The organism is Myxococcus eversor (assembly GCF_010894455.1).
Lineage (GTDB): Bacteria > Myxococcota > Myxococcia > Myxococcales > Myxococcaceae > Myxococcus > Myxococcus eversor.
The window spans coordinates 210,918-234,852 of the sequence record NZ_JAAIXY010000009.1; the positions used below are offsets into that span (position 1 = coordinate 210,918).

Consider the following 23,935-nt stretch of genomic DNA (forward strand, 5'->3'; position numbering starts at 1 on the left):
GCCCCGCGTATTCCGGGGCCGCCGACGCCGATGAACAGGCGGGCCCTTCGGGGCCTTCCCCTGCATGCGGCCCTGGATGGCGGACAGGCAACCGAAAACGTCACCCGGCGTGCAGAGGGGAACGGGGTAGGTGCGGGTAGGTTTTGGGCGGCTCCAGGCGGTTCAATCGCTTGGGGTCTCGAAAACCCCGCCTAGACTGCGCTTCCCCGGTGCCCCCGAGGACGCCTTCGGAGGGCCGGGCCTCTCACCCCCACACCCCGGAGCCCCATGCGTCGTCTCGTCATCCTGCTCACCGCGCTGAACCTGACCGCCTGTGCCCACGGGGGAGGTGCCTCGAAGTCCGCCGCTTCGGAGGCCGCCGCGTCCGCGACGCCCAAGCCCGTCGCCACGCCCGAGGCGAAGCAGGCCTCCGCCGAAGCCCATGGGCTGTCCAGGAAGGGCGACGACGCGGGCGCGCTGGTGCTGTACCGCCGCGCCTGGGAGGGCGGGGTGCGAGGCAAGGTCATGGCCTACAGCGCGGCCTGCTCGGCGTCCCTCGCGAAGCAGCCCGAGGAGGCGCTGGTCTGGCTGGCGCGCGCCGTGGACGAGGGCTTCGACGACGCGAAGCACCTGGACCAGGACACGGACCTGGACAGCATCCGGAACCTGTCCGGCTTCGCGCCGCTGCGGGAGCGAATCGCCGCGGCGGAGGCGAAGCAGTACGAGGCCGCGGACCCGGCGCTGCGCGACGAACTGTTGAAGCGCGCCGAGGAGGACCAGCGGGTGCGCAGGCTGCTCGTCGCCTCGCAGTTCAAGGACGAGGCCGTCAAGGCGGAGATGCTCAAGGTCGACGCCAGCAACACGGCCTTCCTCAAGGACGTCATCGCGAAGCGGGGTTGGCCGGGCAAGGCCCTGGTGGGCGCGCGCGCCACCTTCAGCGCGTGGTTGATGGTGCAGCACGCGGACAAGGACGTGGCGTTCCAGGAGCAGGTCCTCCCCATGCTGGAGAAGGCCGTGGCGCAGGGAGAGGGCTCGGCCAAGGAGCTCGCGTACCTCACGGACCGGGTGCTGGTGAACACCGACAAGCCGCAGCGTTATGGCACCCAGTTGGAGCCGGATGACGCCGGGAAGATGGTGCCCAAGCTGCTGGAGGACCCGGCGAACGTGAATGCGCGTCGGGCCGCCGTGGGCCTCGACTCGGTGGAGGAGTACATCCAGAGCATGGAGCGGATGAAGGCCGCGGCCAGCAAGCCGCAGCCCTGAGCTCGCGCGGACGCTAGAGCACGACGCCGAAGTGCTCCGCGAGCACCTGTCGACGGGAGTCCTCGTCCACGACGGGCAGCTCGCGGCGCTCCTGTCCCTCGGTGAGGACGAGGGCGCCTTCCTTGAGGGTGACGCGGCCCTTCGGCGTCGCCTTCGTGCACAGCCGTCGCTGCGTGAAGATGGACGCGGGCGACGTCTGGTGATGGTGGCACATGCCGGTGAAGTCCTCCAGCACGCGAGGGACGAGGGAGAGCGCGTACTGCGCCTCCCAGCCCTTCCCCTTCTCCGATTCGCGCGACAGCATGAGTCCCTCGCCGTCCTCGGACAGCCGGTAGTCGCGCCCGTCGCGCGTCTGCACGCCGCGCTCGTCCAGGCGCAGAGGCTCGATGAAGCCGTCCCCGAATCCGACGTCGACGAGCCACTGTTCGCCTCCGTCCTCCACCTGGAGCGTCAGGTGGTCGAACTCCGGGCCGAAGGTCCCATCCTTGTCGTCCGAGGCGACGCGCGCGGACAGCGGCGTGACGTTGAATCCCCGGGCCGCGAGCAGCCGGGAGAAGAGGCCGTTGAGCTCGTAGCAGAAGCCGCCGCGCCGACGGGTGACGACCTTGTCGAAGAGGGCGTCCGCGTCGAGCCGGATGGGGTGGCCCAGGTGGATGTCCAGGTTCTCGAACGGCACTGCCTCAAGATGCGCGCGGTGCAGCGTGGCCAGCGACGCCCGCGAGGAGGCGTTGATGCGTTCCAGGTAGCGCGCGGCGTCGAACATGGCCTCTGTGTAGCGCGGTCCGCCCGGTGGGTGGAACGGCTCCCCGGGCGGGAATCTGTTGTCCGCCAGACGTGGCGGGAGGCTCCCCCGGCGGGCGAGGGAGCCCCTCGCTCGCGCGCTACTTCGCGGGAGTGCTGGCGACGGGAGGCGGGCGGCTCAGGAAGGACTTCAGGCTCGTGAGATTCAGGCGGTCGGCCTCCACGCACAGGCGGATGGACTCCAGCGCCCGGGCGTAGGAGCGCGCCGCGCCCTCCAGCTTGTCGACGCGGGGACCGAGGAATGCCTCCACCTCCGCGCGGAGCTTGTCGTCACAGAGCGAGCCCGTCATCGCGATGAGCCAGCCCAGTTCGTCCGAGCGGACGCGGGCGGCGAGCGTGTCGAAGTGCTCGCGGTAGAAGCTCCAGGCCACCTCGCGCGTCTCCGGCTCGGAGAAGGCCCCGCCGAACAGGGGACGTGAGTCGCGCACGTCGAACTCCTTCATCGCCAGATTCAGGTTCTCCTTCACGAGGGCCGGGTCGCGGAAGCCGGCGAGCGCGGTGATCATCCGGGTGCGCTCGTTGCGGTCCTCGGCCTTGCGCGCCCGGTCGAGCAGGGTGTCGTGGAGGGCGCGGTCGGCGTTGCGCGCTGCCACCGTCAGCACCAGGTTCACCGCCTCCGGGTCCACGCTGTCGCGCTTCGCGAGCCACCGGGCCGCGAGAGTCTGGGCCTCGTGCACCAGAGCGGGGTGATGCCCGGTCACCGTCGCCAGGGCGAGGTGCAGCGAGCGCGTCTGCTTCACTTCGTCGCTGTCGTCCTTCCCAGGCTGCCAGCCCAGGGCCTTGGCGCGCGGGCCGTAGAGCTGTCCCACCCAGGTGCGGAAGCGCGAGCGCTCGGCCGGGGTGAGGTGGTCCTCCTGCACCAGATAGAGCAGGCGGGCGCCGCCCAGGACGATGGAGCGGTCCTTGTCGGTCGCGGTCTCCGGCACCAGCTTCAGCGCCTCGCCGAGCGGCAAATCGCCGCGGCTCACCGAGGCCTCCACGTCCGCGAGGAGCGCCAGCCGCTCCGGCACCGTCAGCGCCTTCTTGGGCGCGGCGAGCACCTGGGTGAGCTGCTGCGACGAGTAGCCCGCGCGGTAGTAGCCCATGCCTCCCGCGTTGAGCAGCACCCACTGGGGACACTTCTGGAGGGGCAGCTCCAGCTCACCGGTGCGCTCGGAGAGCAACTGGCAGACGCGCACGTCCTCCGCGCCGCCACCGGCGCGCACGCACACGGGGGCCGACCAGGTCTGGTCCTGGACGGCGGAGGAGCCCGCGGGCACGTAGCGCTCCTGGGACAGCTTCAGCTTCGGCGGCTTGCCCGCGTCGCACTGGACCTGGGCGGAGATGCGGGGGGCGCCCGGCTGGTCGATGAAGCTGCGGAAGGAGCGGGCGACGTCGGGGCCCGCGGTCTCCGAGAGCGTGGTGGCGAAGTCGTCGGACGTCGCGGTGCCCCACTCGTGCTTGCGCACGTGGGTGCGCAGCATGTCGCGCAGCTTGTCCGGGCCCAGCCAGGACTCGAACATGCCGATGATGGCGGAGCCCTTGGCGTAGGTGGTGGAGTTGTCGAAGGAGCCGATGACCTCGTCATGCGTCGTCACGCGCTTGCGCACCGGCAGCGCGGTGGCGAGCGTGTCCGCGCCCATGGCGCCCGCCAGCGCGCTGGTGCTGGCGTCCTGGCCGAAGCCCCAGCTCTTGTCGAACCCATCCATCTGCTTGCGGTCCAGCCACGACGTCAGCGCCTCGTTCAGCCAGATGTCGTCCCACCAGCGGCAGGTGACGATGTTGCCGAACCAGTAGTGGCCCAGCTCGTGGCCGGCGATGGTGACGTACCACTTGCGTCGCTGGAGCGTCTCCTCGCCGGGGCGGATGAGCGTCAGGGGCTGGCCCAGGGCCACGATGCCCGGGTGCTCCATGGTGCCCCAGTAGCGAGGCACCACCGCGACGTCGAGCTTCTCGTACGGGTAGGCCTGGTCGAAGAAGTCCTCCAGCACTGTGACGATGCGCGGGGTGACGCTGGCCGCGTAGGCCGTCTCCGCGCCGCGACCCTTGGGGACGATGAAGCGCAGCGGCACCTTGTTGCGGCCGGTGGTGCCCGCGTCCACCACGTCGAAGGGCCCCACGACGAAGGCCACGAGGTAGCTGGGCATGGGCTTGCTGTCGCGGAAGGTGATGCGCTCGAGCCCGTCGGGCAGCGTCTCCTTCGCTTCGACGGCGTGGTTGGCGAGCGCCACATCACCGGCCTTCACGGTGAAGCGCAGCCGCCAGGGCACCTTGAAGGTCGGCTCGTCGAAGCAGGGGAAGGCGCGCCTGGCGTCCACCGGCTCGAAGAAGGTGTAGAGGTAGTTGTGGCCGCCTTCGGCCTGCGAGTAGATGCCCCGGCTGCGCTCGGCATCCACCTTGCCGCTGAAGGAGATGACGATGCGCGCCCGTCCGGGCGACAGCGTCTCCGGCAGCAGCAGGCCGAGCCGTCCCTCGCTCGCGGTGACGGCCTTGGCCTCCAGCGTGCGCGAGTCCTTCTCCACGCGGGCGGCGCTCACCTCCAAATCCTGCCCGTGAAGCCAGACCTGACGCACCGGCTCGCGCACGTCCACGTCGATGGCGACGGTGCCGGAGAAGGTCGGCTCGGTGGAGAGCAGCTTCAGGTCCAGCGTGTAGTGGAGCGGCTGGACGGTGTCCGGAAGTCGCAGCGCGGGAGGCTGGGCTTCGGGCCACTCGGGAGTCGCCGCCGTGGCCTTGGCGGGGACGGTGGTCTCGGTGGCGTGGGTACAGTGCAGCGAGACCAACGCGGGGACGAGGATGAGGAGGAGCCTGCGCATGCCGCGAGGCTACCGCGCCCCCCGCGTTTGGCTACCGAGAAGGGCGCGGCGTCAGGTGTCCGGGAATTCCGCGCCGAGCGCGGCAGTGCCGGATTCTCTCCTTAGAAGCGGCAGAGGAACGCGTCGTAGCCGCCGGCGCTGGTGTTGCCCGCCAGTCCGCCGAAGGTGAGGCCGGTGACGTACGTGTTTCCCGCCGCATCCACGGCCACGCCGCGGCCGATGTCCGAGCGGTTCGTGCCGAGCGTGCGCGTGCCAATCTTGGTGCCGAGCGCGTCGAAGCGGGAGAGGAACACGTCCTGGGAGCCCGCGTAGGCGTTGCCGTCCAGCGAGGCCGTCGTGTAGCCGGTCACCTGCACGGTGCCGTTGGGGGCGACCGCGACGCCGAACGCGTAGTCGGTCTGCGTCCCGCCGAGCAGGCGGCTCCACTCGCGGTTGCCCGAAGCGTCGTAGCGCGCGAGCAGTACGTCGATGGTGCCATTGTTGGTGTTGCCGTCGAGCGTGCCGAACGTGTCTCCCGCGATGTACACGCCGCCGTCCGCGCTCACGGCGACGCCCTTGGCGTCGTCGAGGTCGGAGCTGTCAATCTGGCGGACCCACTGCTGGGCGCCGAGGATGTCGAGCTTCATGAGGAACATGTCGGTGCCCACGGGCGTGGTGACGCCGTCGAGGCTGCCGAACGTGTTGCCCACCACGTAGACTTCATAGGTGGACGTCACGGCGATGCCGCGCGCCATGTCGCTGCTGGGCGAGCCGAGCTGCTGGAGCCAGTACGGGTTGCCGCCGTTGTCGTAGAGCGCGACGATGATGTCGTAGTTGTTGGGGTTGCCGCCGTTGGCGAAGCTGCCGCCGGTGTAGCCGGAGATGAAGACCTTGTCGTGGTCGGCGACGGTGATGCCGGTGGCGAAGTCATCCATCTGCGTGCCGTTCTGCCGCAGCCACTGACGGTTGCCCTGCGGGTCGTACTGGGCGACGAAGTAGTCGAACCCGCCCGCGTTCACATAGAAGTCGAAGCCGCCGAAGGTGTGGCCGGTGATGTAGACGTTGCCGGCCGAGTCGGTGGCCACGCCGGTGGCGCGGTCATCCTGCGAGGTGCCGAGCTGGTGGACCCACTGCAACGTGCCTGCGGTGTCGTACTTCGCGAGGAAGACGTCCGTGCCACCGGCCTTGAGCTCCGGGCCGAGCTGGCTGGAGGTGTGGCCCACGACGTAGACGCTGTTGCCGGAGACGGCGACGGCCTGCGCCTGTTCATCGATGTTGGCGCCGAGCTGGCGGACCCAGGTTGGGGGAGGAACCTGGGCTTCGGCGGCGGAGGGGGTGCTCAGTGCACAGAAGGCACCGGCCACGGCGAGCGTGCTCAACAAGGGGTGTTTCATCTGGGACTCCATTCTCAGTGGGGGAACTGAGCCGTGGAACACGACGGAAAATCTGTCACCACGGCAAGTATTCAAGACCACGGGATGCATGCGCGTGGAAGATGGGTAGTGAAAGACAGCATGGAGCTGTCTTCGACCCGGGCCTGAGTTTTTGTTGACCCTGTTGCATGTGACGCGACGTGACAGATTCAACGTGTAAGGGCTTGGGTGACGAGCGCGGTGTGGCGACTCGGCACGTGGGTTCACGTGGCTCGGTCAGGTGAGGCTGAAGGCGCGTGCGAGCGTCAGCACTTCGACGCGAGTGGCGCCGGCCTCATGCAACGCGGTGGCGGCGGCGCGGGCGGTGGCGCCGGTGGTGAAGACATCGTCGAGCAGGAGCACTTCGCGCCCCGTGACGTCGGGCGAGGCGGTGAAGGCGTCCGCGACGTTGTCGGAGCGCTCGGCTTCGGTGAGTCCCACCTGCCGCTGTGTCTCGCGCGTGCGCGTAAGCCAACCCACCGGGGCCTGACGGCCCAGGGACTTCGCCAGCGAGCCCGCGAGCAGTTGGGCCTGGTCGTACTTGCGGGAGCGATACCGGCGCGTGTGGAGGGGCAGGGCGACGACGCGGGTCGGCGCCCGGGAGAGGAAGCTCCGCGCCTCGTCCGCGAGCAGCTCCGCCAGGGGTGCGGCGAGCTCTGGATGGTCTTCGTACTTGAAGCGATGGATGGCCCGAGCCACGGGGCCCTCGTGGGCGAAGGGAGCCCAGGCGCGAGAGAAGGGCGGCGGGTGGGCACGGCAGCGCGGGCATGAAGCGCCAGGGAAGGTGCCGGGCTCCGCGCAGGTGCGGCAGCACCCGGGTGGCAGGCGCTCCACGGCGGTGTCGCAGGTCTCGCAGAAGAAGGCCCCGGGGCCTGGGAGGACTCGCGCGCAGGCGATGCACGAGGGCGGATAGAGGATGTCCAGCAAGGCGCTCAGCACGAGGTGCGTGCCATGCAGCGAGGGTGCCACGAGGGCGCCTGTTGACGTGCCGCCGGGTTCCTCGACATCGTTGTGGAGCGCGTGTTGTTCCACGGCGTCCCGATGAACTTCATCCCAGGGAGACGGAGATGACCGGTGGACGTGTATGGCAGGGGAACTGGAGGGTTCGCCTGTATGCGCGGGTCCGCGAGCGGGGCTACGACTCGCTGACCGCCTTCGCCGATGCACGGCCCGCCGTCTCGCTGATGGGACTGGCCAACGAGTTGGAGAAGGGCGAGGTCGCCGGCCTTCAGATTCTGAACGTGCTGCGCTCCGAGGCGGAGGCTCGCGAGCAGGTCACCCGCTTCGTGCGAGATGCGCTGGTGCGCAACATGGCCGAGTACCTTCCAAACGGGTGGCCCGAGGTCATGGACGACGAGTCCCGCTTCGTGGTCGCGAAGATGCTGACCTTCTGGTCCACCGACATCCCGGAGACCCACCGCAAGCGCGTCGAGAACGCTCGAGTGACGCTCCGGACGTCTCCACCGCCTTCTGGTTGGCGCCCGCTCGGGCCCGACGACGCGCTGCTGTGCACGCTGCTGCCTGATGACGCGGCATGAGCGGGCCCTCACCGAATCGCTTGCGTGCTGGCCTCTGGGGGCTTTGCGCCGTTCTCTTCGTGACGGGATGCGGTGGCGTTGAGCCGTCGACTCGCAGGAGCACCTTCCAGCAGCGCTCCGCACTGCTTGGGCAAGGGGGCACGGAGGCTCGGCATTTTCGCGGACAGCGGAGCGATGCGTTCGATTCGCTGCTTCGTGACGCCGGGCTAGGAGACCAAGACGCGCGTCCCGTGGCAGGAAGTTCGCTCACGCCGACACACGCTGCGCGACTGCTGGGAGCGCTGACGGGCAAGGACGTGACGCTGGGGCAGTTCCCGGCACGCGTCGCAGTGGGCTTCATGCTGCGCGAGGTGCTGGACACGGGCGAAGTGTCGCGCGCCGAGTTGGTGCGGCGGGTGGGGAGCTTCACGCAGTTGGCGGTGCTCCGGCCTGACGGCTGTCTCGCGTGGGTGCGCAGCGGGCAGACGCAGCAGCGAGTGGGTGCTGTGGAGTGGAAGGACGGAGCCTTCCGAGCGGGCCAGTTCGAACTGGGCGTCTTCTACTCGGGGAAGGGCGGTGTCTTCCGTCAGCTGAATGCACGGCTGGAGGAGACAGGGGGAGGTGCCTTCGCGGACGTCCATGACGATGCGGACTACGTAAGCCGCACGTTGGACGGAGCTGAAGAGGCTTTCGTCGGGCTGGTGTTAGCGGTCGGGCAGATCTTCTCCACGTCCCCAACTGACAACCTCGCGGCGCTGAGCCAGATGCCTGCCGCCGTGGCAGCGCTGCTGGCCTCATCGCCCGAGTACCTGGAGCAATTCCAGTACATGCCGCGCGGCGAGCAGGTGCAGGCCGTCTCCAAGCTGGTGACGAACCTCATCGCCACCTGGGGCACGGCATCGGCGGCAACTCACACACTGCGCGGTGCGGCGCTTGCTACGGCCGAGGTGCCGGTGCTGTCGCTGTCCGCCGAGGGCGCGCTCGTCATGGGGCGCGTCGCGGTGCCGGTGGGACGAGCGGCGGCCGTGCTGAGCGGTGGACCTGGCGCGGCCATCATCCTTCAGAGAGCGAGCACGACGTCGTCGGGGGCCACACCATCGAAGGGGCCTGGACAGTGGGGGCCTGCAAAGGAGTCCATGTCCCCCCGTGCGCGGCGCTACCAGGAACAAATCACGGGGCACACTGCCGACGAGGCATACTGGATTGGCGGCGTAGGCAAGGGCAGTGGAGGCGTGAGTTTCGATGGCTTCGAGAAGGGCGTACTGCTGGAGGCGAAGGGGCCGGGCTATGCCAAGTTCTTCGAGGGGCTTGAACCCAAGAAGTGGTTCCAACATTCGGGAGCCCAGGCCCTCATTGATCAAGCTCAGAGACAGCTTGGAAAAGCGCGTGGTGCTGGGGCCTCCATCCGGTGGCATGTCGCGGAGGAGCGCGCGGCAGATGCCATGCGGCAGTTGCTCGACAACGCGAAAGTCAGGGGAATTGAAGTCGTGCACACTCCGGCTCTTTGAGGAGCGCGCCTCGTGAACGCTTCACTCAAGACCGAGAGCTACCCCGAGACCTACTACGCTGGCGCCTACTGGGGTGCGCGTAAGGCGTCGCCCGAGGATTGTGCTCGTCATACCGCGGCATTCCTCAACCTTTTGGCCGAGTGTGATCCGTTCCTCGCCCACTGGTACAAGCCGGCCAGGTCCCGGAAGGATGCGCGAAAACACCCCCTCATGCCGCCTGATGTGCCCACCCTTACCGAGATGTTCCGGCGAGGCGTGAACCGTGAACCCGGGGGACCCGCCATCGAAGAACTGGGGTTTCGCATTTCGTTCGACAACGGTGGGGACACGGGAGATTGCGGGACGCTTCGCATCAATGGCGGCATGGTCTCAGCGGACGTTCCCAATCATTGCGTGCTCTCCCTGCCGTGGCGCGGCTCAAACGCGGACAGGGTGCTCACCGCACCAGTGTTGGAGCGCGTTGTTCGCGGCATGCTGTGCTCATGGGAACCCGACTGGGCGTTTGCCACGTCAAATGCATACGAGCGGCAACACCGCGAACCTGAGTCCGCGCCCTTTTCCTTGGGGTGGATGACGTACCTCTCGAATCGCTTGGGCAGATTGCCGCCACTGCCCTCCCCGGTGCGCATCGAGCAGATAGAGGGCAAGGGCACCCTCATCGTCCTCACGCCCGAGCGCTTCACGGCCAGCAACCCGGGACACGTAGCGCTGGCTGAGCAGGTGCGGGAACTGCTGGACCGGGCGGGACTGTTGAAGCCGCGTCCGGTCCAATCGTAGGAACAAGAGGACCCGGTCAGCTCAGGGCAGCACGCCCTGCCGGTTCATCTCCTTCGACTGGGGCAGGCCCATCACCTTGCACAGCGTGGGGGCGATGTCCGCGAGGATGCCGGGGCGCAGCTTCTGCCCTCGGAACGCCGGGTGGATGAGGTGGAACGGCACCGGGTTCAACGTGTGCGCGGTGTGCGGCTCGCCCGTGATGGGGTCCACCATCTGCTCGCAGTTGCCATGGTCCGCGGAGATGGCCAGCACCCAGCCGTTGCGCTCGCACGCCTTGCCGAGCACGCCCAGGCACTCGTCCACCACGCGCACCGCCTGCATCGCCGCGTCCAGCCGGCCGCTGTGCCCCACCATGTCCGGGTTGGCGAAGTTCGCCAGCGCGAAGTCATACGTGCCCGAGTCCAGCCGGCGCACCAGCTCCGCCGTCACCTCGCGCGCCGACATCTCCGGCTTCAAATCATACGTCTTCACGTCGCGCGGACTGGGCACCAGGTACCGGTCCTCTCCCGGGTAGACGACTTCGCGCCCGCCGTTGAAGAAGAACGTCACGTGCGCGTACTTCTCTGTCTCCGCCGTGCGGAACTGTCGCAACCCCTGGCGCGACAGCAGCTCCGGGAAGATGTCCTGCGGCTGGTCCGGCGCGAAGGCCACCGGCAAGTCGAACGTCTCGTCGTACTGAGTCATACAGACGTAGCGCCCCAGGCGCAGTCCACCCCGGTCGAAGTCCTTGAAGCTCGGGTACGCCAGCGCCTGCGTCAGCTCGCGCGCGCGGTCCGCGCGGAAGTTGAAGAACAGCACCGTGTCCCCATCCTGGATGCGGCCCACCGGAGTCCCGTCCCCGCTGGCCAGCACCGTGGGCTTCACGAACTCGTCCGTCACCTTCTCCGCGTACGACGCGCGAATCGCGCTCAGCGCATCCGGAGCCTTGGGCCCTCGGCCGTACACCAGCGCTTCATACGCGAGCTGCACCCGGTCCCAGCGCTTGTCGCGGTCCATCGCGTAATAGCGCCCGCTCACCGTGGCGATGCGCCCCGTGTGCGTCTCATGGAGGAAGCGCTCCAGCTCCTCCACGTAGCCCAGCGCGCTCTGCGGCGGCGTGTCGCGCCCATCCAGGAACGCATGCACGTAGACGTGCGGAACGCCCCGCTCCCGCGCGGCCTTCAGCAGCGCGTATAGGTGCTCCATCGACGAGTGCACGCCGCCCGGAGACACCAACCCCAACAGGTGCAGCGCCTTGCCGTCCGCCTTCACGCCGTCCATCGCGGCGCGCAGCACCGGGTTCTGTGCCAGCTCCCCGGTCTCCGCCGCTCGGTTGATGCGCACCAGGTCCTGGTAGACGATTCGGCCCGCGCCGATGTTGGTGTGGCCGACCTCCGAGTTGCCCATCTGCCCCTCGGGCAGGCCCACGGCCAGTCCCGAGGTCTGTAGCTCGGTGAACGGGTAGGGGCTCGTCAGCTTGTCGAGGTGCGGAGTTCCGGCCAGGAGGATGGCATTCGCCTCTCGCTCGTGACGGATGCCCCAGCCATCCAGAATGCAGAGCAGGACTTTGTGCGCGGCGGTCATGCCCGAACCCTAACCACCCGGACGCCGGACGGAGAGTGCAAAAAGCACCGGGCAACCCCGTTTCCAGGCCCAGGTTCCGAGCCCGGGGCCGCGCTACTCCTCGTGGGAGCGCGTCTTGTACGTCAGCACCGGCGCCAGGGTGGCCACCACCCGCACCAGCCCCGCCTCCACCAGGTCCGTCACCACGCGGTCAATCGGCTTGTACGCGGGCGGCGCCTCCTCGAAGAGCAGGTCCTTGTTCTCACAGACGACGTGACTCTTGAAAGGGGTGCGCGTGAGCGACTCCGCGGTGAAGCGCTCCTTCATGCGCTCCCGGGCCGCCGTGCGCGTCCACTTGCGGCCCGCGCCATGCGCCAGGCTGTACGCGCTGCCCGTCCCATCTCCCACCGGCACCACCAGATAACTCAGCGCGCCACGGCTGCCCGGAATCACCACGGGGCCCTCGTCCGAAGGCGCCGCGCCCTTGCGGTGCAGCCACCGCGTGCCCCCCGTGTCCCGTCGAGGTGTCACGCTGTTGTGGCAGACATCCAACACCCGACGGGCCGGGGCCCCAATGCCATCCAGCACCCGTCGCGCCACCAGTGCCCGGTTCGCCCGGGCCCACGCCACCGCGTGGTCATGCCGCGCCAGGTACGCTCGCGCCTCGTCCGAGTCCTCCTGCAGCCCGCCCGCCGCGTGGCGGTCCACATGGGCCCGGAGAATCGCCTCGCCCAGTCCGCGTGAGCCGGAGTGCACCAGCAGGAGCAACCGGTCCGCCGCCAGCCCCAACGCCGCGAAGCCCTCCGCGTCGTGCACCACGTCCACCCGTTGCACCTCCGCGAAGTGGTTGCCGCCGCCCACCGTCCCCAGCGCCGCCTCGAACCCGGAGGCCTTCACGCCTTCTTCCGCCAGGAAGCCTTCCGCGTCTCCGCTCCAGGTCCCTTCGACGTTCAGCTTCGCCGCCCAACGCTCCGCCTTGGCCTTGCGCGACAACATCCCCACGTCCCACAACCCCATGCCACAGCCGATGTCGCTGCCCACCAGGTACGGATAGAGGATGCCCTCCGAGGTGAACGCGGCGCCCACCGGCGCGCCCTTGCCGGGGTGCAGGTCCGGCAGTCCCACCGCGTGACGCATGCCGGGCAGGCGCGCCACCGCCTCGAGTTGCCTCACCGCCTCTCCCTCCACCCAGGATTGCGGCGAGGCGATGATGCGGACGGAGGCAGGCGGTGGATTCAGGGGGGCTTCGGTGCCGGCGGTGCTCATGAGGCCCGTTGACGCCCCCTGTCCGGTGGGCCTGACGCCGCCAGTCCCAGGCGGCCCGAGAACCACCCCGGGCGCCTGCTCGCCCGGTGGGCTACTTGTGGTACGGCTCACCCTTGAGAATGGTGAACGCGCGGTAGAGCTGCTCCACGAGCACCACGCGCGCCAACCGGTGGGGCAATGTCATCTTCGACAGGGACAGCGTGAGGTTCGCCGCGCCCCGCACGCTTTCGTCCAGCCCCTCGTCACCACCGATGACGAAGAGCAGGTCCTTGGCGCCCGTCTGCGCCTTGCCCACGTAGCGACTCAACTCCACCGAGTCGAGCAGCGAGCCTCGCTCGTCCAGCGCCACCACCCAGTCCTGCGGCTTGCGCTTGGAGAGAATCGCCTCCGCCTCGGCGGCCTTCGCGTCGCCCGGCTTGAGCTTCTTGCCGCTCGCCTCGGTCAACTCCACCAGCTCGAAGCGGGTGTAGTGGCCCAGGCGGCGGGCGTACTCCTGGACCGCCGGCTCGTAGAGGCCCGAGCGGTCCTTGCCGATGGACAGGAGGCGGACCTTCAGGACACCTTCTCCCGGTTCGCGTCCGCCCAGAGACCTTCCAGGTCATAGTGCGAGCGCAGGTCCGCGAGGAACAGGTGCGCCACCACCTCGCCGTAGTCGAGCAACACCCACTGGCCCGTCTCCACGCCCTCGGTGCCGAGCGCGCGCACCGGCTGCTCACCCTGCTTGAGCTGCACGTGGACGTTCTCCGCCATCGCGCTGACCTGACGGTCGCTCTCGCCGGAGGCGATGACGATGTAGTCCGCGTAGGACGTCATGCCCCGCACGTCGAGGATGACGACGTCGAGCGCCTTCTTGTCGAGCAGCAGCTGGGCCATGCGCCGCGCCAGTGCCTGCGCCTCCGGGTTCTCCGCCGGGCCCGCCTTCTGCTGGAGGGCGGCTGGCAGCTTCACCTTCTTCTTCGCCCTCAGGGGGACCTTGCCCGGGGTCTTCTTGCGAGCCGGCGCCTTCTTCTTGGGAGCGGGACCCTTGCCCTTGGGGGCCGTCCTGCCCGTCGCCGTCTTCTTCTGCTTGCGCGCCGCCGGGGCCTTGGCCTTCTTGGTCGCGCTCTTCTTTCGTGGGGTCGTCTTCTTCTTCGTTGCCATGTGCGGCGCACCCTACCGCACCCTTGGCAACACGGCATGGGTCCTCTATGGGGTGTTGTCCATGAGCGACGCCCGCCTGGAACAGTTCAAGAAGATGGCCGCTGACTTCCCGGACTCCCCCATGAGCCACTTCTCCCTGGGGAAGTTGTACCTGGAGCGAAAGCAGTACGCCGAGGCGGCGTCGGCCCTGGAGGCGGCGGTGAAATTGGACCCGACCTATGCCGCCGCCATGGTCTCCCTCGGGGACGCGCTCTCCGGGGCCGGGCAGGTGGAGCGCGCCCGCGAGGTGCTGACCAAGGCTCGTGAGCACGCCCTGGCCCAGGGCCACCCCGGACTCGCCGAGGAGATAGACGAGCGCATCTCCGACCTGTGAAGCGTGGGCCCGTCCGGGCTCCGGGCTCGGGGCTCAGTCGCGCCAGGTGAATCCGACGCCGAACACCTGCCGCGAGTAGGAGAGGTCGTTGCGGGGCAGCCGGGTGCTCCACAGGCCCCAGGACACCTCCAGGTCCACCCGCTCCGACACCGGGCGCGCCAGCTTCAGCGAGAAGGAGTTCTGTCCCTCGTCCTCCTCGACGAGGATGATTTCGGGCGACAGGTAGATGCCGTCCGGATAGCGGGTGATGCCCAGCGAGCCCTGCGCCAGCAGCGTCACCTTCCAGGGCAGGCGCACCCCCGCGTTGCCCGTCACGCGGTGGCGCAGCACCGTCTCTCCGAAGCTGTTGGACGTGACTTCCTGGTACGCGTACGTGAGCCCCAGCGTCACCGGTCCCCGGTAGCTGTAGCTGGCGCCCGCCGTGAGCGCGCCATCCTCGCGCCGGCCCAGGGACGACTCCGGGGCGCCGGGCCTGGCCCGGGCCTGGGGGCCATAGCGGCGCGCGCCCCAGTCCCCGAAGAGCGACAGGCTGTGGCGCCGGTCGAAGCGGTAGCGCCCCACCACGCCCAGCTCCGCCCCGCCGAAGTTGGCCGTCTTGTCCGGCCGATACACGAAGCGCCGCGCGCCTGCCCGCACCCGCAGCGCCAGTCGCACGTCCGGCGCGTACTCGGCGAACACGCTGGTGCCCAGGTCCGAGTACGCCCGCGAGCCGCCCCGCCGGTCCTTCGCGTGGCCCTCCACCCCCAGGCCGAACTCGGTGCCCAGCGCCAGTGAGCCCTCCAGCGCTCCGGCCTGGATGAGCATGTCCTCCGTCGTGAAGCCCACGTACTTGCGCGCGCCCAGCTCGTAGCGCCCCACCAACTGGGTGCGCTCGAATGTCGCGCGCCCCTCGGCCGAGCCCAGCACGCTCAAAGCCGGGTCCACGCCAGGGGAGGGCGTGCTGCCGTCGGTGAAGTCGCGCGGCGCGTTGGTGTCGACCAGCAGCCGAGCGGTGCCCTTCAGCGCACCCTCCCACTCGGCCGCGGACGCGGGCGGAGCGGCGAGCAGTACGAGGAGGACCAGGAGGGTGGGGCGGGCGTGTGACACGACGCGGGGCAACATAGCCGGCCTCGTGCCTGCACGCCCCACTCGCGGGAGGGCGGGCCCGGCCGCCAGGTTGGCGACAGTGACGCCACGCCAGCCGCCCGGTACATTGTTGAAATGCGCCCTGTCTCACTTCTCGCGGCGGCGGTTGGCCTTGGGCTCGCCGCCTGCGCCCAGTCCTCGTTCATCACCGAGGTCAGGGGCGAGACCACCATCCCCGCGACCCTGCCGGGGGGAAGCACCGAGCTGAACGCCTTCCCTCCCATCAGCAGCCTGGCGGGGATGGACTTCGACCAGAACCAGGACTTCAAGAACCAGGGACTCTCCAAGGACGAGGTGACGTCCGTCCACGTCGACTCCCTGTCACTCCAGATTCTCAGTCCCAACGACGTGGACTTCACCTTCCTGGACACGGTGGAGTTCTTCGTCCGGGCAGGAGACAGGGAGTCGCGCATCGCCTGGAAGAATGACCTGGCGCGCTCCAGCCTCCGGGCGCCCAACCCCACGCTGAAGCTCGACTTGGGGGACGTGGAGCTCCAGCCCTATGTCGCCGCGCCGACCATGAGCCTCATCATCCGAGGCAAGGGCCGCACGCCGGAGCGCGAGGTCCGTCTTCGCGCGGTGGTGCGGTTGGAAGTCGAAGCCGGACTGCTCTAGGGCGACGTCAGTTCCTGGGCGCGGTGCTCCAGCGCACCGGCCCGGCCGTCCAGCTCGTGGGCGAGGGACTCCAGCCGCTTCGCCTCCGCCTCCATCTCCGCCAGGTTCACCGGGCCACCGGCCGCCAGCGTCTGGGCGCGCACGCCGTCCACCTGCGGGCGCCGGTCCGAGGCGCGCGCGGTGGGCACGGGGTCTCTCCCGGGCACGGGCGTGGTGGGCACGCCCGGGCCATCGGTGCCCACGTTCGGCGGGTCCACCGCGGTATCGGACTCTCCGGCGAACATGCCTCCACCGCGGTCACTGGGGTCCACGCTGAGGCTCCGGTCCGAGCGCATGCGCAGCCGCAGCCGCCGGTCCTGCTCGTCGAACATGGACTCCTCGCCGAGGAAGTCGCTCATGCGCCGGTCCAGGTCCTTCTCCTCGCGCACCTCGGTGATGCGCGAGCGCAGGGCCTTGAGGCGCTCGCGCACCTTGTCCTCGGCGTCACGCAGCGCGTCCGCCTGCTCCAGCAGATCCTCCGGGTCATCCCCACCGGGAGAGGCCTTGTCCAGCAGGGGCACCCGCGACGCCGGCAGCGCCGCGCGCACCGCGTCCCGCTCCGCGCGGGTGGTGCGCAGCGACTCCAGCAGCGTGGCGCGCTGGCTCCGGTCCGCCGTGACGTCCCATGCGCCGCGCAGCCGCGCCAGCTCGTCCGACAGCGACTGGTGCAGCGCCAGGTGCGCGCGCTCCGACTCGCCATCCGCGGTGGACACCGCCTGTGCCAGCCCCGTGAGCGAGCCGCTCAGCTCCTGCGAGCGCCGCAGCGCCGCCTCCAGCTCCGTGCCCGTCGTCAGCCGCCCCTTGCGCTCCGCCTTCAGCGCCTCGATTCGCGCGGCCACGCCCTGCAACTCGTCCCGCAGCGCCTGCTGCTGGGTGCGCAGCGAGCGCGCCTCCGTCCTCGCCGCCTGCGCCCTCGTCCGTGCCGCTTCCAGCCCGGACGCGGCCTGGCCGGGCACGGCCCAGAGCAGACACAACACGAGGGTGAGGAGGCGGGGACTCATCAGCGGCCACCCATGAGCAAGGCGGATGCCAGCCTGCTCTGTCCAGCCCTCCGCGCCTGCCCGGGAAAAGCGCTGGGATTCCAGGCGCCTGGACACACCAGGTGGGAGCAGGTGGGGGCGGGGTGGCGGTGGAAAGTCACGGGGCGGGGACCCTGAGTCACGGTTTTTCGAGGCTACCCTTCCTCGGGTGGGGTGCCCTTGGGGAGGAAGCCGTACTTCTCCAGCTTGTAGTACAGCGCGGAGGTCTTGATGCCCAGCAACCGGGCGGTCTCCGTCTTCACCCCGCCCGCCTTCTCGTAGGCGCGGGCGATGAGCTGGCGCTCCAAGTCCTCCAGGATGTCCGGCAGGGGCCGATCTCCATGGGGCACGGGCAGCCCCGCGTCCATGCGCGGCGCGGCGCCGGTGAGGTGCGAGGGCAGGTCCGCGACGGTGAGCACGTCGCCCTCGGCGAAGACGAGCGCCTGCTCCACCACGTTCTCCAATTCGCGCACGTTGCCGGGCCACACGTGCCGGGCCAGGGCGCGCAGCGCGCCGTCATCCATCCCCGTCACCCGGCGGTTCACCCGGGGCGCGTGCTTGGCCACGAAGTGGTGGGCCAGCGAGGTGATGTCCTCGGGGCGCTCGCGCAGGGGCGGCAGCATCAGCGGGACGATGTGCAGCCGGTAGTAGAGGTCCTCGCGGAAGCGGCCCGCCTTCACCTCGGCCAGCAAGTCCCGGTGCGTGGCGCTCACCACGCGCACGTCCACCTTGAGCGTCTCCTCGCCGCCCACGCGCTGGATTTCCTTCTCCTGCAGCACGCGCAGGAGCTTGGTCTGCACCGAGTGGGGAATCTCCCCGATTTCATCGAGGAAGAGGGTGCCGCCGTCGGCCAGCTCGAAGCGGCCCAGCTTGCGCTTCACCGCGCCGGTGAAGGCGCCGCGCTCGTGGCCGAACAGCTCGCTCTCCAGCAGCGTCTCCGCCAGCGCCGCGCAGTGCACGACGACGAAGGGCCCGTCCTTGCGCGGCGACTCCTGGTGCAGCATGCGCGCGATGAGCTCCTTGCCGGTGCCGCTCTCGCCTCGCACCAGCACCGTCGCGTTGCTGTGCGCCGCCTTGCGCGCCTGGGAGAGCAGCCGCTGCATGGGCTCGCTGTCGCCCACCATGCTGCCGTGGGAGAGCGCCGCGTCCGCGTCATGCGCGGCGGTGCGCGCCTCCAGCTTCTCCACCTTGCGCCGCGTGCTGGCCAGCTCCAGGCCCTTGTCTACCTTGGCGCGCAGCACGTCGGGCGTGAAGGGCTTGGTGATGAAGTCGTAGGCGCCCTCCTGCATCGCCCGCACCGCGGTTTCGATGGTGCCGAAGGCCGTCACCACCATGACGACGGCGGAGGCGTCCATCGCCTTGAGCGCCTGGGTGACGGCGATGCCGTCCATCCCGTCCATCTTCATGTCCGTGACGACCAGGTCGAAGGGGGCCTTGCGGTACGCGGCCAGTCCGTCCGCGCCCCCTCGGACGGCGGACACGGCGTGGCCCGAGCGCGTGAGGGAGACCGTCATCCCCTCTCGCAGCGTGTCGTGGTCGTCGATGACGAGAATGCGAGCCATGGTTGTGGGGAGTCCTCATGCTCCGAGGGCGCCGGCCGCCCGGGTGCGTCCGCATGAGAGCACACCCGGGGCGGCACCCTACACCAGTGGCGGTCGGCCGCTTCCAGAAGGCGCTGGCGCGCGAGGGCTCCCCGGGGGTACGTGGGCCCGCATGGATTCCCAAGACGCCGCCGCCCTGCGCGAGTTGCTCGCGCGCCATGTCTCCCAGGACGACAAGGAGCGCGAAGACCTGGAGGCCATGCGCCACCACGCGGCCACGCTGCCTTCGCCCTTCTCCCGCGCCCAGCCCCAGGCGCACTTCACCGGCAGCGCCGTGGTGGTGGACCCGGAGGGCGCCCACGTGGTGATGGTGATGCACGGCAAGCTCAAGCGCTGGCTGCAGCCGGGCGGGCATGCGGACGCCGTGGACGCAGGCTCCATGGAGGCCACCGCGCTGCGCGAGGCGCGCGAGGAGACAGGCTGCCGCGTCACTCTCCATCCCACCGCGCCCCGGCCCCTGGACGTGGACGTCCACACGATTCCGGCCCGGCGCGACGAGCCGGAACATCACCACCTGGACGTGCGATACCTCGTCGTGGCGGAGGACCCGGCGTCGCTCGCGCATGACCCCGCCGAGTCCACCGGCGCGCAGTGGCTCACCTGGGAACAGGCGCTGGCCCGCGCGGACGAGGCGCCGCTGCGCCGCATGCTGGAGAAGGCGCGCCGCGCGGTGGCCCGCACGCCGTGAGCACGCCTGCCTGTCGGTGACATGCGGGCCGACGGGCCTGTGGTGGGGGCAACAGGAACGCAGTGGGGCGAGGGACACCGCGGGGCGCCCCGGAGCGAATTCTGAAACATGGCGGTGATAAAAGTGTCGCACGCGAACAGTCGCATGGCCGCGTGCAGGTGCCGTCACCACCATGCGCCGCTCCGGCGGGTGAAGGGGGGCCATGTCGGTCTGGCACCCGCCGCGAAGAGGAGCGTCCTGGAGCCATGTCGCCGACCGGCCTGGAAATGAGTGTCCCCGCGTTCGAGTCACCCGTGCGTCGCTACGGGCCTCCGCCACTGAAGCCCTCTCCGCATCCCCGCTGGCTGGAGGCGATGCTGGAGTCGACCCGTCATGACTGGAACGCGGCCTGCTGGCCTCCGCTGTTCCGCGACACGGCGGAGGAGAGGCGCCCGCCCCTGGCGTACTGGCGGCGCGTGCTGTCGCAGTTCTTCCTCATCGTCGAGTCCTTCCCCAAGTACATGGGCCTGTCGCTGGCGAAGACGACGTATGGCCGCACCGAGGGGGACGCGAGCATCCGGCGCTGGCTGTTGCAGAACCTGGGCGTCGAGGCGAAGCACGCGGAGTGGTTCATCGACTGGGTGCGCGCCATCGGCGTGGAGCCGGACACGCTCTTCCGCGTGCGGCCCCTGCCGGAAATCCAGGCGCTGCACGCGCACCTGCGCGACACCTGTGCGCGAGGCACGCTGGCGGAGGGCATCGCCGCGTCCAACTGGGCCATCGAGGGCATCACCGGGGTGTGGACGAAGGAGGTGGTGGAGCCCTTCCGCGCCTATGCCGCGGACGGAGCCCGCATCGACGCGAGCGCGATGATGTGGCTCAAGGCCCACGCCCGCTATGACGACCTGCACCCGGTGGAGGCGCTCGAAATCCTCAAGCTCTCCGTGGACGCCGAGGGCACCGAGCCCGCCCGCGTCGCCGCCGCCGCGCGCAAGTCCTTGCGCCTGTACTCCGCCGCCATCCGTGCCTGTTGCTCGGACTGAGAGTGTTCACCGTCCTGCCATGGTTTACACAGGGCAGTGGTTTTCCTGGGTGTGTATGTCTTTCAACAAGCCCTGAGATGACGGTTGTACAGTGTCTGGAACCGGGCGGGGCCCACTCGCTTTCCAAGCGATGACGTGCGGAGAATGCTGTCTGGAGCCATCCCGTCAGCGTGGATTCTTCGTGTCCGCATGACGCGGGAAAGCGACCCGTATGAGCATCGAAGACACTGTGATTCGCGAGTATCGGTGGCGTGCGCTCAAGGTGTTCATGGCGTGGGTGGTGCCCGCCGCGCCCATCGCCGCGTACCTCAATGGCATGTCCATGGGTGTCGCTGGGGCGGAGGGCGTGAAGGCGGTGGCGTGGGTGCTGCCGCCCATCCTCGTGGGCCTGGGCATGATTTATCCCGCGCTGTTCATGCGCTGGCTGGTGGGCAGCGCGCTGCGGACGTACGCGGATGACAGGCCGGGTGCGCGGCTGGAGCGCATCCTCCGACTGCCGTGGCGCGGGGCGGTGGGGACGTCATGGGTCGGTTGGACGCTGGGAGGTTTCTGGTTCAGCCTCCACGTGTGCCTGACATGGCACAAGGATTTATCCCTCGTCGTGCTGGGCACCATCATCGGCGTGTGCTGTGGCGTGCTGCTGGGCTTTCCCATCTGCGTGTCACTGGAGCGGATGCTGCTACCGCTGGCGCTGGAGGAGCAGCGCAAGGATTCGACGGTGGCGCTCCAGGGCGGCGGTTTCTCGTGGCCCCGGCAGGCGTGGTTCCTACCCTTCACGTTTGGTGGCTCCATCGTCGCCGCGTTGGTGCTCAGCGGCTGCGTGGTGATGGTGAAGCTGGAGGGCATCCGCGACACGCTGCACGTGGAATTGGTGTCCGAGGGCGCGCGGCGCTCGGCGCGGATGTTGATGGAGCTGGGCGGGGTACTTGCGGGCGAGCTGGCCTTCAGCCTGGCGTGGGTGGGAGGCCTGCTGCTGTTGCCGGGCATCACCATGTGGATGCTGGCGCGTCGTCAGGCGCGGGCGGCGCACGCGGTGGGGCAGGCGATTGAGTCCGTGGCGGCGGGGCGCGTCGTCGCGCCCGAGTGGGTGTCCACCGACGAGGTGGGGGATTTGGCCGCGGGGATGAACGCGGTGCTGGCCCGGCTGCGGCAGCTTCCGCTGTCGCTCCAGGCGTCGGCCGCGCGGCTGGGCGAGGCGGGCAGCCACCTGCGCACGGCCAACGACGAGCAGCAGGAGAGCTTCACCCGGCAGGCCGCCGCGCTGCACGAGGCGCAGGTGACGTCGGATGAGATTCGCCGCACGTCGCGGATGGCGGCGGACCGGGCGGAGGCGGTGCTCCAGGTGGCGAAGCGCGCGGAGGAGCTGGGCCTCAAGGGCGAGGCGGCGGTGGAGCGCAGCGTGGCGGGGCTGGCGGACATCCGCGGCGCGGTGGACGGAATCCAGGAGCGGCTGGAGAAGCTGGCGGAGAGCACCACGCAGATTGGCGACATCACCGAGACGGTGAAGGACCTGGCGGCCCAGTCCCACCTGCTCGCCGTCAACGCGGCGATTGAGGCGGCGCGCTCGGGGGAGCAGGGCAAGGGCTTCGCGGTGGTGGCGCGAGAGGTCCGCGCGCTGGCGGACCAGTCCATCCAGTCCACGCAGCGCATCCGCTCCATCCTCCAGGAAATCACCGCGGGCATCCGGGACGCGGCGAACATGGGCGAGCAGGGCGTGCGCACCATCGGCACGGGGTTGGACCAGATGCGCTCGTCGGGGGACTCGCTGCGCGAGCTGTCGCTCATGTCGCAGGAGAACTCGGCCGCCGCGCGCCAGATTGCCGCCGCCGTGACGCAGCAGAACGCGGGCATCTCCCAGATATCCACCGCCATCGCCGACCTGTCGCAAATCATGGACGCGACGATGAAGCGGCTGGAGTCCACCCAGGAGGCCACCCGCACACTGGCGAATGTCTCTGGCGAGGTGGGGCAGATGGCGCGTCAGTTCAACGTGGCGAGCTGACGCCCGAGGGCTTCAGCGGAAGCGTCAGAATGAATGTCGTGTCGCCCGGCGTGGACGTCATGTGCAGCTCGCCCCCGTGCGCGAGGGCAATCTTGCGCGCCAGGGGCAGGCCCAGGCCGGTGCCCTTCTCGCGGGTGGTGAAGAAGGGCTCGAAGATGCGCTCGCGCTCGGCTTCCGGCACGCCCGCGCCGCCGTCGTGGACGCGGATGGCGTAGCGCCCATGGTCCTCGGCGCCGGAGATGCGCACGCGGCCTCCGGAGGGCGAGGCCTGCACCGCGTTCTTCACCAGGTTGAGCAGCGCGGCGGTGAGCAGGCTGCCGTCGGCCTCCAGCAGCGCGGGCGCGGCGTCCACGTCCAGGGCGACCTGGCGGGCGCTGGCGTCCGCGGACGACAGCTCCTGGACGATGGAGAGCAGCGAGGGGGCCTCGACGGGCTCGCGGGCCAGGGGCTGCTCGCGCGCGAAGGCGAGGAAGTCCTCGACGATGCGCTGGAGGAAGGCGACCTCGCGCTGGATGCGCTCGACGTGCTCCTGGGCCTCCGCGTGGGCGCCCGCGCGCAGGTCCTCCTGGAGGATGCCGGAGAACAGGGCGATGCCGCCCAGGGGATTGCGCACCTCGTGGGCCACGCCCGCGAGCATCATCTTGAGCTGTCTGTCCCTGCTCTCCAGCGCGCCGCGCATCACCTCCAGCTCGCGGGCGAGCACGCCGATTTCGCGCGTGGGCTCCGGCGGCACGGGCGTGGTGAGGTCTCCCCGGCCGATGCGCAGCGCGGAGTCCATCAGCCGTCCGAGCGGACGCGCCAGCCCTCGCGCGGTGAGCAGCGCGATGATGGCGAGCGCGGTGAGGGCGAGCGCCCCCATGATGGCGAAGGTGCGCGACAGGCGCTGGAGTGGCCCGAAGAACGCGGCGCTGCCCTCCACGCCCACCGCGCCCACCACCTGTCCCGCGTGGACGATGGGGGCATAACCCGTCTTGTACAGCCGCCCGTCCGAGCCGGTGAAGAGCACCTGGCTTGCCGCGTGTTCGCCCGCGAAGACGCGCGTCAGCTCCAGCCTGTCGCGCGCCAGCTCCGGCACTTCCGCGCCCACGGGAAGGCCTCCGCCCACGTCCGCGCGCACGCGGCCCTGCGCGTCCACGGCGAAGACGCGGCGCACGCCGCTGGCCTCGCGCACGCCTTCCAGCAGGCGCACCAGGTTGCGCCATGTCCGGGTGCCGCCCGTGTCGTCGCCGGCTTCAATCGTGAGCATGCGCTCGCCGTTGAGCTGGCTGGCGGTGGCGGCGGCGATGTTGGAGAGGCTCGCGCCCAGCTCCTCTTCGAGAATGGAGCGCGCGAGCTGGTAGACGGCCGTGCCCGCCACCGCGACGAAGAGCAGGGTGGGGAAGAGGAACGCCACCAGCAGCCGGGTCGACAGCAGGCTGGGGAGCTCTCTCCACGGGAAAACGTTTCGTCGCGCCTCGCTCATGCGTGGCGCG

21 protein-coding genes are annotated in these 23,935 nt (G+C 69.8%); 9 read left to right on the forward strand and 12 right to left on the reverse strand.

Translation table 11 applies throughout. From position 1 onward, the window contains the following. The first annotated feature begins 267 nt into the window (after positions 1-267). Entirely contained in the window at positions 268-1,242 is a 975-nt protein-coding gene (locus G4D83_RS20105) for a DUF6624 domain-containing protein (protein WP_163866409.1), read from the forward strand. 13 nt (positions 1,243-1,255) lie between these two features. Here G4D83_RS20105 and G4D83_RS20110 read toward each other — a convergent pair whose 3' ends face one another. The 4 genes from G4D83_RS20110 to G4D83_RS45560 all read right to left on the reverse strand — a co-directional run bounded on the left by G4D83_RS20110 (position 1,256) and on the right by G4D83_RS45560 (position 7,168). Then, positions 1,256-2,005 (reverse strand): arylamine N-acetyltransferase family protein, encoded by a 750-nt coding sequence (locus G4D83_RS20110; RefSeq protein ID WP_163866410.1) that lies wholly within the window; start codon positions 2,003-2,005, stop codon positions 1,256-1,258. Positions 2,006-2,123: 118 nt separating this feature from the next. After that, entirely contained in the window at positions 2,124-4,838 is a 2,715-nt protein-coding gene (locus tag G4D83_RS20115) for a M1 family metallopeptidase (RefSeq protein ID WP_163866411.1), read from the reverse strand. 101 nt (positions 4,839-4,939) lie between these two features. After that, on the reverse strand, positions 4,940-6,211 hold the full coding sequence (locus G4D83_RS20120; RefSeq protein WP_163866412.1) for an SBBP repeat-containing protein: 1,272 nt from the start codon (positions 6,209-6,211) through the stop codon (positions 4,940-4,942). Positions 6,212-6,466: 255 nt separating this feature from the next. Then, positions 6,467-7,168, reverse strand: coding sequence for a phosphoribosyltransferase family protein (locus G4D83_RS45560; protein ID WP_205522673.1), 702 nt, complete (start codon positions 7,166-7,168; stop codon positions 6,467-6,469). Between the two features lie 128 nt (positions 7,169-7,296). Here G4D83_RS45560 and G4D83_RS20135 point away from each other — a divergent pair, with 128 nt between their 5' ends. The 3 genes from G4D83_RS20135 to G4D83_RS20145 all read left to right on the forward strand — a co-directional run bounded on the left by G4D83_RS20135 (position 7,297) and on the right by G4D83_RS20145 (position 10,031). After that, positions 7,297-7,767, forward strand: a complete 471-nt coding sequence (locus G4D83_RS20135; protein WP_163866413.1) for an NUDIX hydrolase — start codon at positions 7,297-7,299, stop codon at positions 7,765-7,767. Between the two features lie 230 nt (positions 7,768-7,997). Beyond that, entirely contained in the window at positions 7,998-9,254 is a 1,257-nt protein-coding gene (locus G4D83_RS20140) for a Tox-REase-5 domain-containing protein (protein ID WP_240356438.1), read from the forward strand. 12 nt (positions 9,255-9,266) lie between these two features. After that, positions 9,267-10,031, forward strand: a complete 765-nt coding sequence (locus G4D83_RS20145) for an immunity 52 family protein (RefSeq protein WP_163866415.1) — start codon at positions 9,267-9,269, stop codon at positions 10,029-10,031. A 21-nt stretch (positions 10,032-10,052) separates the two neighbouring features. Here G4D83_RS20145 and gpmI read toward each other — a convergent pair whose 3' ends face one another. The 4 genes from gpmI to rsfS form a co-directional block, all read right to left on the reverse strand. Further along, on the reverse strand, positions 10,053-11,594 hold the full coding sequence (gene gpmI / locus G4D83_RS20150; RefSeq protein ID WP_163866416.1) for a 2,3-bisphosphoglycerate-independent phosphoglycerate mutase: 1,542 nt from the start codon (positions 11,592-11,594) through the stop codon (positions 10,053-10,055). Between the two features lie 93 nt (positions 11,595-11,687). Further along, complete coding sequence (locus tag G4D83_RS20155; protein ID WP_163866417.1) at positions 11,688-12,839, reverse strand: RNA ligase RtcB family protein; 1,152 nt, start codon at positions 12,837-12,839, stop codon at positions 11,688-11,690. 91 nt (positions 12,840-12,930) lie between these two features. Then, positions 12,931-13,395: a 23S rRNA (pseudouridine(1915)-N(3))-methyltransferase RlmH gene (locus G4D83_RS20160; RefSeq protein WP_163866572.1), complete on the reverse strand. Its 465-nt coding sequence runs from the start codon at positions 13,393-13,395 to the stop codon at positions 12,931-12,933. Beyond that, the gene (rsfS, locus tag G4D83_RS45565; protein WP_176435367.1) at positions 13,392-13,979 is read right to left on the reverse strand and encodes a ribosome silencing factor; all 588 of its coding nucleotides are present in this window, start codon (positions 13,977-13,979) and stop codon (positions 13,392-13,394) included. Before rsfS ends, G4D83_RS20160 begins: the two co-directional genes overlap by 4 nt. A 61-nt stretch (positions 13,980-14,040) precedes the next feature. Between rsfS and G4D83_RS20170 the strand changes: the two genes are divergently transcribed. Next, on the forward strand, positions 14,041-14,352 hold the full coding sequence (locus G4D83_RS20170) for a tetratricopeptide repeat protein (protein WP_240356439.1): 312 nt from the start codon (positions 14,041-14,043) through the stop codon (positions 14,350-14,352). 33 nt (positions 14,353-14,385) lie between these two features. Here G4D83_RS20170 and G4D83_RS20175 read toward each other — a convergent pair whose 3' ends face one another. Beyond that, positions 14,386-15,453 carry a hypothetical protein gene (locus tag G4D83_RS20175; RefSeq protein ID WP_163866419.1) on the reverse strand — a complete coding sequence of 356 codons (1,068 nt, stop codon included), beginning with the start codon at positions 15,451-15,453 and terminating at the stop codon, positions 14,386-14,388. A gap of 99 nt (positions 15,454-15,552) precedes the next feature. Between G4D83_RS20175 and G4D83_RS20180 the strand changes: the two genes are divergently transcribed. After that, positions 15,553-16,092, forward strand: coding sequence for a hypothetical protein (locus tag G4D83_RS20180; protein WP_163866420.1), 540 nt, complete (start codon positions 15,553-15,555; stop codon positions 16,090-16,092). Here the strand turns inward: G4D83_RS20180 and G4D83_RS20185 are convergent. Both G4D83_RS20185 and G4D83_RS20190 read right to left on the reverse strand, forming a co-directional pair. Further along, positions 16,089-17,132 carry a coiled-coil domain-containing protein gene (locus G4D83_RS20185; RefSeq protein WP_163866421.1) on the reverse strand — a complete coding sequence of 348 codons (1,044 nt, stop codon included), beginning with the start codon at positions 17,130-17,132 and terminating at the stop codon, positions 16,089-16,091. The two genes, G4D83_RS20180 and G4D83_RS20185, sit on opposite strands and share 4 nt — an antisense overlap. A 173-nt stretch (positions 17,133-17,305) precedes the next feature. Continuing rightward, a complete protein-coding gene (locus G4D83_RS20190) occupies positions 17,306-18,712 on the reverse strand; it encodes a sigma-54-dependent transcriptional regulator (RefSeq protein WP_163866422.1) in 1,407 nt (468 codons plus the stop codon). 151 nt (positions 18,713-18,863) lie between these two features. On the opposite strand from G4D83_RS20190, the gene G4D83_RS20195 reads away from it, so the two are divergent. The 3 genes from G4D83_RS20195 (at position 18,864) to G4D83_RS46865 (ending at position 22,463) form a co-directional block, all read left to right on the forward strand. After that, a complete protein-coding gene (locus tag G4D83_RS20195; RefSeq protein ID WP_163866423.1) occupies positions 18,864-19,439 on the forward strand; it encodes an NUDIX hydrolase in 576 nt (191 codons plus the stop codon). 245 nt (positions 19,440-19,684) lie between these two features. After that, positions 19,685-20,461 (forward strand): iron-containing redox enzyme family protein, encoded by a 777-nt coding sequence (locus tag G4D83_RS20200; RefSeq protein WP_163866424.1) that lies wholly within the window; start codon positions 19,685-19,687, stop codon positions 20,459-20,461. 211 nt (positions 20,462-20,672) lie between these two features. Next, positions 20,673-22,463, forward strand: a complete 1,791-nt coding sequence (locus G4D83_RS46865) for a methyl-accepting chemotaxis protein (RefSeq protein ID WP_163866425.1) — start codon at positions 20,673-20,675, stop codon at positions 22,461-22,463. Here G4D83_RS46865 and G4D83_RS20210 read toward each other — a convergent pair. Then, a complete protein-coding gene (locus G4D83_RS20210) occupies positions 22,447-23,925 on the reverse strand; it encodes a sensor histidine kinase (protein WP_163866426.1) in 1,479 nt (492 codons plus the stop codon). The two genes, G4D83_RS46865 and G4D83_RS20210, sit on opposite strands and share 17 nt — an antisense overlap. Positions 23,926-23,935 lie beyond the last annotated feature (10 nt).